Below are 12962 nucleotides of genomic sequence, written 5' to 3' on the forward strand. Positions count from 1 at the left end.
GTATCGGCCCCTAGGGCCGCGGCAGCGCGAACTCGCACCACACGGCCTTGCCGCCGCCCGGTGTGCGGCGCGAGCCCCAGTTCGAGGCGATCGTGGCGACGATCGCGATGCCGCGGCCCGACTCGTCCGCGGGCTCGGCGCGGCGGCGCCTGGGCAGGTGGTCGTCGCCGTCGGTGACCTCGATGATCAGTCGGCGGTCGGTGCGGCGCAGACGCAGGCGCATCGGCGGGGTGCCGTGCTGGAGGGAGTTCGCGACGAGCTCGCTGGCGGCCAGGACGCCCAGGTCGAGAAGGTCCGGCGGGAACCGCCAGCTGGCGAGGACGCCGGTGGCGAAGGCACGCGCGCGTGGGGCGGCCTCCACACCGCCAAGGAGCTCCAAGGCCGCGTTGCGGAACAGCTCCGCGTCCGCGCCGGTGCGGGCGGGCTGCTGGAGGACGAGGACCGCGACGTCGTCGTCGTGGTCGGCGGTGACCCCCAGGGCGCGGATCAGACGGTCGCAGACCACCTGGGGCGTGCCGGTGGCGCCGCCCAGGGCCCGCTCCAGGGAGGCGACGCCCTCGTCGATGTCCTCGCTGCGGCGCTCCACCAGGCCGTCCGTGTACAGCACGGCGGTGGAGCCGGGGCCGAGCGGCACGGAGCCGGAGGCGTGCAGCCAGCCGCCGGTGCCGAGCGGCGGGCCCGTGGGCTCGTCCGCGCGGTGGATCGTGCCGTTCTCGTCGCGGACGAGGATCGGCAGGTGGCCCGCCGACGCGTACGTCAGGCTGCCCTCGTTCGGATCGTGGACGGCGTACGCGCACGTGGCGATCTGGCTGGCGTCGATCTCCGCGGCGAGGCCGTCGAGGAGCTGCAGGACCTCGTGCGGCGGCAGGTCCAGACGGGCGTACGCGCGCACGGCCGTGCGGAGCTGGCCCATGACGGCGGCGGCGCGCACGCCGCGCCCCATGACGTCGCCGATGACCAGGGCGGTGCGGCCGCCGCCGAGCGTGATCACGTCGTACCAGTCGCCGCCGACCGCGGCCTCGGTGCCGCCGGGCTGGTACGTGGCGGCGATGCGCAGGTCGTCGGGCTGCTCCAACTCCTGGGGCAGCAGTGAGCGTTGCAGCGTCACCGCGGTCTCGCGCTGGCTGCGCTCGCTGGCGCGCAGGCGCTCGGCGGCGTCCGCGTGGTCGGTGACGTCGGCGGCGAAGACGAGGACCCCGCCGTCCTGGCCGCCCGTCGCGGGCCCGCCCAGGGGCAGCGACACCGGGGTGCACGTGAACGTGTACGAGCGGCCGCCGGGCACCTTGCGGGACTTGACCGTGCGCGGCTTGGAGCTGCGCAGCACCTGGTCCAGGAGCGGCAGGAGCCCGACCTCCTCCAGCTCGGGCAGCGCCTCGCGCGCGGGGGCGCCGGTGGGGCGGGGGCCGAACGCCGTGGCGTACGCGTCGTTGACGTACGCGATGCGGTGGTCGGGGCCGTGCACGAGCGCGACGAGGGCGGGGACGCTGTCGAGGACCTCGCGGGCGGGGAGTCCGTCGACGCCTCCGGGGCCGTCGGCGCTGTCGGTGGAGTGCTCCGCGGTGCGCTCGGCGCGGGCCGCGGGGACGGAGCTCTCGCCTCGCTGTGCCGGGGAGCCGCCGGTCTCGGTGCGCGCCGCGGCGCGGCGCTGTGTTCCGGGGAGCCGGGCGCTCCAGCGCGTGAAGTTCACTGCGGTAGGCCTCGTGGTGTCGCTTCTGGATCGGGCGGGGGTGTACGGCCGGGCGTTCGGCCGGTGGCGGTGCGGCGTGCGGCGCCGCCTCCCGGGAAGACACAGCATGGCGTGGAGCGGACCCTTGCTTCTCAGGTGCCCTCTTGTGGGCCCGCTCATGGTCACACGTCCAGTCTGGCCGACCGGACTGACATCCGTCAGACGCCGGTCCTGCCCGGGGAGTTCCGGCCGGAGGTGATCAGGACTCCTTCGGGCGCCGGCCTCCGGCCGCGAGTTCGAACTCCGCGCGCGGGTGTTCCAGTGACCCCAGGGAGACGATCTCGCGTTTGAACAGGCCGGACAGCGTCCATTCGGCGAGCACGCGGGACTTGCGGTTGACGGTGGGCACCCGGCTGAGGTGGTAGACGCGGTGCATGAACCAGGCAGGGTAGCCCTTCAGCTTGCGGCCGTAGACGTGCGCGACGCCTTTGTGCAGTCCCAGGGAGGCGACGGAGCCCACGTACTTGTGCCGGTACTCCTGGAGGGGCCGCTCGCGCACCGCGGCGGCGATGTTGTCGCCGAGGACCTTCGCCTGGCGCACGGCGTGCTGGGCGTTGGGCGCGCACTCGGTGCCCGGCTGTTCGGCGGTCACGTCCGGGACGGCGGCCGCGTCACCGGCGCCCCACGCGTGGGGGGCGCCGTCGACGGTCAGCTCGGCGGTGCACTTCAGCCGGCCGCGCTCGGTCAGCGGCAGGTCCGTGGCGGCGAGCAGCGGATTCGGCTTGACGCCCGCGGTCCACACGACCGTACGGGTGGGGAAGCGGGCGCCGTCGCTGAGGACGGCGACACGGTCCTCGCAGGAGTCGAGGCGGGTCTCCAGGCGTACGTCGATGTTGCGCCGGCGCAGCTCGCGGACCGTGTACTTGCCCATCTCCTCGCCGACCTCGGGCAGGATGCGGCCGGAGGCCTCGACGAGGATCCACTTCATGTCCTCGGCCTTGACGTTGTGGTAGTAGCGCGCCGCGTAGCGCGCCATGTCCTCCAGTTCGCCGAGCGCCTCCACACCGGCGTAGCCGCCGCCCACGAAGACGAAGGTCAGGGCGGCGTCGCGGACGGCGGGATCGCGCGTCGAGGAGGCGATGTCCATCTGCTCGATGACGTGGTTGCGCAGCCCGATGGCCTCTTCGACGGTCTTGAAGCCGATGCCGTAGTCGGCGAGGCCGGGCACGGGCAGGGTGCGCGAGATGGACCCGGGGGCGAGCACGATCTCGTCGTACGTGAGGTCGAGGGGGCCCGTGCCCTCCTCCTGGGTGGCGAGCGTCTTGAACGACGCGGTGCGCTTGGCGTGGTCGACCGCGGTGACCTCGCCGACGATCACGCGGCACCGGTCGAGGACGCGGCGCAGCGGGACGACGACGTGGCGCGGGGAGATCGAGCCGGCCGCGGCTTCGGGCAGGAAGGGCTGGTACGTCATATACGGATCGGGCGAGATCACCACGATCTCCACCTCGCCCCGCCTCAGCTCCGGCTTGAGTTTCCGCTGGAGGTGCAGCGCGGTGTACATCCCGACGTAGCCACCGCCGACAACGAGAATGCGCACAGGTTCCGTCACCATCCCATGACGCACCCGCACTTCTCGTTTGTCCACAGGCTCGGCAATTTGTATGACTGGAAGCCTCGGGTGGCGGCAGCCGCTCCGCTTGGCAGACCGGATGGAATGTGTGCAGGTCAGAGGGTGGTGGCCGGGTGGTGGCGGTGGGTGCAATCGGGTGGGAACCGGTGCGTACTCCGATCGGGGGGCACCCTGTGCGGAACCCACCTCTTCTGAATTGACTCTGGCTCAACTATGTTCGTGTGACGTCGGGGTGTCGGGGGATGCGCTCGTCGAGTCCGGTTTGCCGGGTTCGTGCGCAGCTCGCTCCTCACACGCCGGTCATCAATGGCGGGGAGTGTCTCCGGGGGGAGACGTCATTACCGGGGGAACGCATATGCACATTCAGGACTCTCACTGGACTTCCGCGACAGCGTCGGCACCCGCCGTCGCCTCGAGCGGAAACGGACGGGAAGTGGGGGACGTAGCGCGTACGACGCCGCTGCGCGTGGACGCGCAGCGGAATCTCGAGCACGTCCTGCGCGCGGCGCGCGAGGTCTTCGGCGAGCTGGGGTACGGCGCGCCGATGGAGGACGTGGCGCGGCGGGCCCGTGTCGGCGTCGGCACGGTCTACCGCCGCTTCCCGAGCAAGGACGTACTGGTGCGACGGATAGCCGAGGAGGAGACTTCCCGGCTGACCGAACAGGCCCGCGCGGCGCTCGGGCAGGAGGACGAACCGTGGTCGGCGCTCTCGCGCTTCCTGCGGACGTCCGTGGCCTCGGGCGCGGGGCGGCTGCTGCCGCCCCAGGTGCTGCGCGTGAGCGTGGACGAGGGCGAGGGAGCCGAAGTCGCCGACGCGGTCGACGGGCCCAGGGTGGCGGACGCCGCCGAGGTCCGGGTGCCGCAGCAGCGACAGGTGCCGCCGACGCTCTCGCCGGAGCTGCGGCTCGTGGAGCAGCGGCCCGCGCCGGCCCGGGAGAGCGACGACGCAGGTGCCGCGGCGCTGCTCGACGTGGTCGGACGGCTCGTGGAGCGGGCCAGGGCGGCAGGTGAGCTGCGCGCGGACGTGACGGTGTCCGACGTGCTGCTCGTGATAGCGACGGCGGCGCCTTCGCTGCCGGATGCCGCACAGCAGGCGGCGGCCTCGTCGCGGCTGCTCGACATCCTCCTCGAGGGGCTCAGGTCGCGGCCTTCGTAAACACCCGTTCGGGCCCTCAGGGGCCAGGGATGCTCAACTGCCCCCAGACCCTGGGTAGTTGAGCATTCCCCGAATGGGTGAACGATAGTGCTCGGTTCCGGTAACTCGCCCCGGACGGGTGGTTGCTCGTCGTCCCTATTCGACGGGGCGCGGCCGTGTGGCACTCTTTCCCGGTGTCCGGGTCTGAGTGTGCATGCGGAGGCTTTCCGCGATGAGTGTTGACGGACGGGACGAGCCCGGCTCCACCGGTGGCGAGTCGGGCGGACTGCCCTCCCGGCAGGTTCCGAGCCAGGGCGGCCCCGGCGGCAGCGGTGGCGGCGGGGGCACGAGCGGCTCCGCGTCCGGCGCCGGTTCCGGCGCGGCCGCACCCGACCCCAGCGTGCCGCTCCAGCGCGGCAGCGGCTCGGCCGGCGCATCGGGCACGGAAGCCGGGACGCCCGGCACCCGCGGCGGCGACGCCCCGCCGCCGGACGCCGACCTGATCGCCCGGATGCGGGCGGGCGAGGACTCCGCGTACGAGGAGCTGTACCGCAGGCACGCCGAAGCGGTGCGCCGCTATGCCCGCACCTGCTGCCGGGACGCACACACCGCGGACGACCTCACGGCCGAGGTGTTCGCGCGGATGCTCCAGGCCGTGCGGTCCGGTTCCGGGCCCGAGCACGCGGTGCGCGCCTATCTGCTGACCACGGTGCGGCGCGTCGCGGCGGGGTGGACGAAGTCGGCGAAGCGGGAGCAACTGGTCGACGACTTCGCGGTCTTCGCCGCCCAGGCGGCCCGGGGCTCCGAAGTGTCGGACGACGAAACGTTGGACCTGGGCGCGGACGTGCGGGCCATGCACGAGGCCGAGCAGTCGCTCGCCATGCAGGCCTTCCGCAGCCTGCCCGAGCGCTGGCAGGCGGTCCTGTGGCACACGGAGGTCGAGGACGAGTCGCCGAGCGACGTCGCCACGCTCTTCGGTCTGGACGCCAACGGCACGCGCGTGCTGGCCAGCCGCGCCCGCGAAGGCCTCAAGCAGGCCTATCTCCAGGCCCATGTGAGCGCCACGCTCACCGAGAGCGAGGAGTGCGCGCGCTACGCCGACCGGCTCGGCGCCTACGCCCGCGGCGGTCTGCGCACGCGCGCCGAGCGGGGCCTGCGCAAGCACCTGGAGGAGTGCGCCAACTGCCGTCTCGCGGCGGGCCAGATCAAGGAAGTCGCCAGCGGCATCCCGGCGGTCGTGCCGGTGGCCGTCATCGGCTGGTTCGGCGCCGCCGGGTACGGCAAGGTGGCCGCCCTCATCGGGGGCGGCGTCGCGGGCGCGGGCGCGGCGGGTGCCGCGGGCGCGGCCGCGGGCGGCGGCTCGGGCGGCGCCGGGGCCGCCGGTGGCGGTGCCGCGGCCGAGGGCCTCGGCACCCCGGCGAAGGTCGGCATCGTGGCGGGCGTCGTCGCGGCCGGGGTGGCCGTGGCGGTCGCGCTCGCCGGTGGCCCGGACAAGGACGACCCGCCGCAGGCGAAGCCGAAGCCGACCGCGTCCGCCCAGCCGCCCGTGATCCCGCGCAATCCGCCGCCCTCGAAGCCGCTGCCGAAGCCGCCTCCGCCGCCCGCGCCCCCGGCGAAGCCCGCTCCTCCGCCGAAGGCCGAGCCGACGCCCGAGCCCAAGCCGAAGCCGCCGCCGAAGCCCGCGCCCAAGCCGTCGCCGAAGCCGAAGCCTCCGCCGCCGAAGCCCGCGCCGAAGCCGCCCCCGCCGCCGCGGCCGACCCCGCCCAGGCCCACGCCGACCCCCACCCCGACACCGCCGCCCGCGCCGGTCGTCTACCAGTGGAACGAGCTGGAGTACGGCCTCACCGGCGACGGCACCAAGCCGGAGATGCGGCTCGGCGAGAGCAGCTGGGTGTGGCAGCGCTGGGGCATGTCCATCGCGGACAAGCGGTACGGCCACGGCGTGACCGTGCACGGCACCTCCTCCGTCACCATCGACCTCAACCGCAAGTGCACCTCGTACGAGGCGCTCGTCGGTGTCGACGACATGACGATGCGGCTCGGCCAGGTGCGGTTCTCCGTGTACGCCGACGGGGTGCGCCTGTGGCGGTCGCAGCTGGTCAAGGGCGGGGATCAGGCCGTGCCCGTACGGGTCGATCTGACCGGCCGCAAGACGATCCGTCTGGTGGTCGAGCCGCATACGCACTTCGACTCGGTGGCCCTCGCGGACTGGGCGCAGTCCCGCCTCCGCTGCACCTGAGGGCGGCGGCACCGGGCGGCTCGCGCGCCGGTCAGTGCGGCGGGGCCAGCTCCGCCAGGACCTCGTCGACGGTCAGCGCGTCGCCCGCCGCACGCTCCCGCTCGTACGCCCGCGGGCCCAGGGCCTCGCGGGCCTCGGCCTCGACGCGCTCGGCCTGGGCGCGGTCCGGCGCGGGGCGCTCGTGGCTGCCGCGCCAGCGCGTGGCGAGGGCGAGCAGCCGGACCGCTCGGACGTGGTCGCCGAGGCGCAGGAACAGCACGGCACCGGCATCCACCAGGCTCGCCGTGACGGGCTCCGAGCAGCGGTGGTACAGCGCCGCGCGCAGCACATCGGCGAGCACGGCGAGCCCGGCTCCAGGACCCGACTCGGCGGCGGTGATCCGGGCCTCCGCATGGCCGAGGCCCGCCGCGAACTGCGGCGGCATGGTGCCGCGCTCCCCTTCGGCGCGGGCCGCGTCGCACAGGGCGCGCGCCCGCGCCGCGTCACCGTCGTCGATCGCCAGGTAGGCGCGCATCAGGGAGACGAAGGCACGGGACTCCATGAGCCCGAACCGGTCGGCCTCGGCGCTCGCCTCGTCCAGGCCCTTGAGGGCCCGTTCGCGGTCGCCGTCGCGGTAGGCGATCTCGGCGAGACGAGCGAGCAGGAAGGGGGTCTCCGCGTGCGCCCCCACCTCGTCCGCGAGGCGCAGCGCCTCTTCGTACTCCCCGCGCGCGTCCGCGTGGTGGCCGCGGACCATGGCGGCCTCCCCCGCCGCGCTGCTCACCTGCGCGCGCAGCCAGCGGTCGCCGACCCGCCTGGTCAGCTCGCGCAGTTCGAGGAGGTCCTCGTCGACTCCGGCGAGGTGGCCGGGGCGGTCGATGACCGTGTGCACCCGGAACATCAGGGTGATCGCGACCTCCCAGTCGCCGCCGAAGCGGCGGCAGTTGGCGACCGCGGCGTCCAGGGACGGCACCACGTTCTGCGGTTCGTCGAGGAAGTACATCGTGAACGGCCAGAGCAGCCCCGGGAAGCGGCCGCTCGCGGGCAGGGGCCGGGCCAGGACGTCCCGGACCCGGAAGATGTACTGCCGGGCTTGGTCGTCGGCGAGCACCTCCGAGGGCCGCGCCTCCACCGTCAGGAACAGGTGCAGCATCCGCAGGCCCATGCGGGACCAGTACAGCGGGTGGTCCTCGTCCGCGAGGTCGGCTTCGAACCCGGCGGCCCCCGCGGCGAGCGGCGAGGCGCCGGGCGGCGGCTCTGCGGCGCCCGCCGCGCGCTCCCGGTCCAGGATGTGGCCGATCCAGTCCGCGCCCTCCGTGCGGTAGTTGCGCAGCCACCAGAACCAGCCCATGCCGAGGGCCAGGGCGGTGGCCCGCTCCTCGTCGCGGTGCTCGACGGCGCGGTGCATGGCCGCGCGGATGTTGTCGAGCTCGGTCTCCAGGCGGCGGATCCACGGCAGCTGCTCGGCGGAGCGCAGCAGCGGCTCGGCGCGCTCCACGAGCGCGCGGACGTACGCCCCGTGGCGGTCCTCGGCGGCGGCGCGCAGGGCGGGGGTCTCGGCGGCGCGCTCGGTCGCGTACTCGTGGATGGTCTCCAGCATGCGGTAGCGCATGTCGGGGCCGTCGGGGCCGACGCCGGGGGTGGCGACGACGAGGGACTTGTCGACGAGGGCGCCGATGAGGTCGGCGGCGGGTCCTGTGCACACGGCCTCCGCGGCCTCCAGGTCCCAGCCGCCCGCGAAGACGGACACCTCGCGCAGGACCGTGCGCTCGGCGTCGTCCAGGAGGTCCCAGGACCAGTCGACGACCGCCCGCAGGGTCTGCTGGCGGGGCAGCACCGTGCGGGAACCGCTGGTGAGCAGGCGGAAGCGGTCGTCGAGGCGGTCGGCGATCTGCCGGGGCGTGAGCAGGCGGAGGCGGGCGGCGGCCAGCTCGATGGCGAGGGGCAGGCCGTCGAGGCGACGGCAGATCTCGTCGACTGCCTCGGCGTCGGCGGTGGCGTCGAAGCCGGGGCGCACGGCCGCGGCCCGCTCGGCGAACAGGCGGTGTGCCGGGTGCGGCGGCAGCGGCTCCACGGGGCGCACGGACTCGCCCGGCACGCCCAGCGGTTCGCGGCTGGTGGCGACGATGGTGAGGCCCGGGCAGTGGGTGAGGAGGGTCTCGGCCAGCTCGGCGGCGGCGCCGATGACGTGCTCGCAGTTGTCAAGGAGCAGGAGCAGGCTGCGCGGGGCGCAGTACTCGACGAGCAGGGCGACGGGGTCGTCCTGCGGGGCGGTCAGCTCGCTCGTGATCAGCACGGTCTCGCGCAGGCCGAGCGCGCTGACGACGGCACCGGGGACCGCCTCCGGCCGGTCGAGCGGGGCGAGCTCGGCCAGCCATGCGCTGGGATGCCCGGCGGCGGCTTCCTCGGCGAGGCGGGTCTTGCCGGAGCCGCCCGGTCCGGTGAGTGTGACCAGTCGGGCCCTCCGCATGTCCGAACGGATGGCGACGAGTTCGGGTTCCCGGCCGACGAAAGAGGTCAAACGGGGACGGATGTTCCCCTTCCGCTCGGCGGGGTGGTGCCGTGCCCGCCCGGCGTGCCCGCCTCGCGAAGCGTCCGCTTGCGGGGCGTCTGGCCGCGGGGCACGCCCCTCTCCCGGTGCGGCCTCCCCCGGCGGCCCGGAACCCGCGAGCAACTCCGCGTGCAGCGCCCGCAGTTCCGGCCCCGGGTCGGCGCCGAGCCCGTCGGCGAGGGTGCGGCGCGCGCGCTCGTACGCGGCGAGCGCGTCCGCGCCCCGGCCCGCGTCGCGCAGCGCGCGGATCAGCAGGGCGTGCAGCGCCTCGTCGTACGGCTGGGTGATGGTCAGTTCCCGCAACTCCGGTACGACGTCCGCGGCCCGGCCGAGCAGCAGGTCCGCCTCGATCCGCGCGCGGGCGGCCTCCGCGCGCCGGGCCTCCGGGCGGGTCGCCGCCGTGCGGTCGGGCAGGTCGGCGAGCGCGGGCCCGTGCCACAGGGCGAGCGCCTCGCGCAGGGTGCGGGCGGCGGCCTCGTGCTCGCCCCGGTCCAGGGCGGCGGTGCCCGCGCGGGCCAGGCGTTCGAAGCGGTGGAGGTCGACGTCGTCGGGGGCGGCGGTGAGGCGGTAGCCGCCGGGCTCCGAGGCGATGGCGTCCTTGCCGAGGGCCCTGCGGAGGCGGCCCACGAGGGCCTGGAGCGCGGCCGGGGCGTCCGCGGGCGGGGCGTCCGCCCAGACGTCGTCGACGAGGGCGTCGACGGGGGTGGTGCGGCCCGCGCGGGCGGCCAGGGCCGCGAGGAGCGCGCGCAGGCGGGGGCCGCCCACCGGGACGGGGGCTCCCTGATCGTCGTACGCCTCCGTGGCGCCCAGGACTCGATACCGCACGGGGTCATTCTGGCTCGTCGGGGGCGCGAGTGCCGTCGCGTTTTCCGGGGGGCCTCGCGGGGCGCCCCAGGCCCGCCCCTTCCCGCTCCGGGGGAAAGGGCTCGGTGCGGGCCCGTCCTGAAGGTCACACCTAGTGCGGCAGCGAGTGCGGTGTCCGGGCCCCTCCCAGAGCGCCCTGCTGCGGGACCACCGTCCCGGTGGGAACGGCCCGTTGGCGGGCGGGCGTTCCGGTCCAGCAGGTGCCCCGGCGGGACAGCAGCCGGCGCAGCCACACCTCCGTGGCGACCAGGTCGGCGAGGCCGTCGAGCGGCACCCGTTCGCCCTCGGCGGCCGACCGCAGCGCCTTGCGGACGACCCTGGCCTCGACGAGGCCCGCCTGCGCGAGCAGGGGCGTGTCGAAGAGGGCGACCAGGCCGTCCACCGCGGTGCGGAGGCCGGTGCGGGCCGCCGCCGCGTTCGAGGCGTGGGACGGGGCGCCCCAGCCGGGCGGGAGTTCGCTGACGCCCGCGCCTTCGAGCACCGTGCGCAGGATCTGGGCCCGTGCCCCGGGGCGTACCCGTACGGACTCCGGGAGGGCCCGGCAGGCGCGGACGACCTGGTTGTCCAGGAACGGCGCGTGCAGGCGCTGGAAGCGGACCTCCGCCGCCTGCTCCAGGACGCGCAGGTCGGCCGCGTGCCGGAAGAGGGCGGCCCGCGCGCGGAACTCGCCGGGGCGCTGCCCGGGGCCGGGCCCGGGGCGGGTCGTCGTCTCCTGGAGACGAACCGATACTTCTGCGAGGGCCTCACCGGTCAGCCAGCGCGCGGCCGGCCCGGGTCTGGCCCACGCGAGGGCGGCGAGCGAGGCCCCCACGGCACCGCCCGGCTCCTCGAAGTGCCGGTGCAGCAGACGGTCGGCGAGGGCCTCGACCCCCGCGCGGTGTGCCGTACGGGCGAGGCGGCGGGCGGCGCCGTACACGCGCGCGGGGACCATGACGGAGCCCTCGGCCTTGGCGAGGGCGGTCACCGGGCGCACCAGGTGGCGTCGCTTGCGGTCCATCAGGAGGTCGGCGAGGCGCGCCGGATGGGCGTCGAGCACCTGCCGGGCGCCGTAGCCGGTGAAGTGGTCCGCGCTGCCCGACGCGAGGCGGGCGCGGTGGCGCTGGGCGGCGACGAGCACGCCGCTGGGCTCGTCGGTCAGCGGCCCTTCCAGATCGGCGTACGGGAGTGTCTCCTCGCCCCCGGTGACGACGACGTGGTGAAGGCGGGGGTTGGCGGCGATGGTGCCCGCGCGCTCCAGCTCGGCCTCGCGGCCGCCCGTGGCGAGGTCGTTGAAGGTGACGGCGACGAGCCGCTCGCCCGCGCCGGTGCCGTGGCCGAGGACCGTGCCCGGCATCCCGGGCAGGCCCGCGGCGAGCAGGGCGAGGGTGCCGGAGGCGGGGCCGCCGGAGAGGTCGGCGCCGATGCCGGGCACCGGCATGCCGCGGGCGGCGCGCCGCTCGGCGGGGCCCATGCCGGGGACGGGGCCGGGGTCGATGTCGGTGCCGGGGACGTGCCGCGGGGCCCGGAGGCGGGCGCGGACGGCCTCGACGAGGGCGTCCCGGACGCCGGCCACCGCGCTGGCCTCGTCGGTCGGCGGGGCCGCGACGGCGAGCGACGCGACGGGTTCGTACCCGGCGACTTCGCGCGCGCCCGCGCGGAGGATGAGGGCATGCCCCGGGGGCACGCGCCGCACGCCCTGGTACGGCGTCGAGTCGTGCAGCGCCTCCGGGACGTCGGGGGCGGCGAGCAGCGCCGCGAGGTGGCCGATGTCCAGGTGGGCCTCGATGAGGTCGGCCAGCGGCAGGGCGGCGGTCGCGTACGCCGTGCCGCCCGCCCACGGGGTGTAGAACACGGGCCGGGCGCCCGCCAGATCGCCCGCGATCATCACGCGGCGCCCGACCCGGACGACCGCGGTGTAGCTGCCGGGCCACGCGGTCAGGTGCCGCAGCGCGCCGCCGCGGGCGGCGAACAGGCTGGCCCTCAGCTCCTCGTCGCTCGCCCCGCAGGTGCCGAGCACGGCGATGCGGGTCTCGTCGTCGGCCTGGACGGTGCGCACCTCGTCGGGGCGCCAGTCACCGACCGCCCACAGGGGATCGGGGTCGCCCCACAGGAGCTGGGACCCCACGGGGTGGACGGTCTCGCCGTCGTCCCCCGAGGCACCCGCCGTGCCGGGGGCTGCCGAGGGCCTCGCGGTGGTACTGCTCCACCCCACCAACCACCGCATCGCCGCCTCCACAGCCTGTGGGCAATCCAGTGCACCCCTGGAACCGGGGGACTGGGGACCCATGCTGCCACGAAGGAGGCGCGCAAGAGGGGCTACGACGGCGCCCGTACCGGCGCGAACACGCCCCGGGCGATCTATGGTTGAGGCCGCAACGACATCAACACCGGGACGTAGGGCGGCCGGAGAGCGGGCAGGCGGGGGCGATTTTCGGCCAAATCAGCCATGGCCGAACACGCCCCCCAGGGCCGTTCCGGCCAACGCACAGCCCGGGAGGCGGTGTTCGCCTCCCGGACCGGTCCGCCGCCCGCGGGGATGGAGGCGGCGGTGTCCCCCAGCCCGCTGACTCCAGCGCAGCGGGCCGACCCACGCGTCATCCATGGAAACGCTCCCCCGTTGGCCGTAGAAGAGCGCACGCACAGGCGCACGGCCACACACCCGGAGCACGCCGGGACGGTGCCGCACGCCCGTACGGACAACAATCTCGCCATACGGAACTACGCCTCTTAACGCTTGGGATTCATCGAACTACGCTGGGTGTGCTGTTGTTTTCGCGGAGGCATATACCTGGGGGCTCGGCCACGTGCTCTTGCGGCCGGGGATCGGGAAACGGCGCGTGACACGCCGTTCGCACCGACGCCCCCCGGTAGCCGCCCCCGGGGGGAAGACAGCACGAATGCCGCGCGGTCACGCCA

General features: G+C 75.2%; 6 protein-coding genes. 2 read left to right on the forward strand and 4 right to left on the reverse strand.

Annotated features, from left to right (window positions below):
• Positions 1-10: 10 nt before the first annotated feature.
• Positions 11-1687 carry an ATP-binding SpoIIE family protein phosphatase gene (locus CP982_RS20545; protein WP_150511885.1) on the reverse strand — a complete coding sequence of 559 codons (1677 nt, stop codon included), beginning with the start codon at positions 1685-1687 and terminating at the stop codon, positions 11-13.
• 238 nt (positions 1688-1925) lie between these two features.
• Positions 1926-3281: an NAD(P)/FAD-dependent oxidoreductase gene (locus CP982_RS20550; protein WP_150511886.1), complete on the reverse strand. Its 1356-nt coding sequence runs from the start codon at positions 3279-3281 to the stop codon at positions 1926-1928.
• Positions 3282-3654: 373 nt separating this feature from the next.
• On the opposite strand from CP982_RS20550, the gene CP982_RS20555 reads away from it, so the two are divergent.
• On the forward strand, positions 3655-4455 hold the full coding sequence (locus tag CP982_RS20555; protein WP_150511887.1) for a TetR/AcrR family transcriptional regulator: 801 nt from the start codon (positions 3655-3657) through the stop codon (positions 4453-4455).
• A gap of 211 nt (positions 4456-4666) precedes the next feature.
• Positions 4667-6673, forward strand: a complete 2007-nt coding sequence (locus CP982_RS20560; RefSeq protein WP_150511888.1) for a sigma-70 family RNA polymerase sigma factor — start codon at positions 4667-4669, stop codon at positions 6671-6673.
• Positions 6674-6704: 31 nt separating this feature from the next.
• On the opposite strand, the gene CP982_RS20565 is transcribed toward CP982_RS20560, so the two are convergent.
• Together CP982_RS20565 and CP982_RS20570 are read right to left on the reverse strand one after the other, a co-directional pair.
• Complete coding sequence (locus CP982_RS20565; RefSeq protein WP_150511889.1) at positions 6705-10028, reverse strand: AfsR/SARP family transcriptional regulator; 3324 nt, start codon at positions 10026-10028, stop codon at positions 6705-6707.
• Positions 10029-10158: 130 nt separating this feature from the next.
• Positions 10159-12270, reverse strand: a complete 2112-nt coding sequence (locus CP982_RS20570; protein WP_150511890.1) for an asparagine synthase-related protein — start codon at positions 12268-12270, stop codon at positions 10159-10161.
• Positions 12271-12962: the final 692 nt, after the last annotated feature.

This window comes from Streptomyces spectabilis (genome assembly GCF_008704795.1).
Lineage (GTDB): Bacteria > Actinomycetota > Actinomycetes > Streptomycetales > Streptomycetaceae > Streptomyces > Streptomyces spectabilis.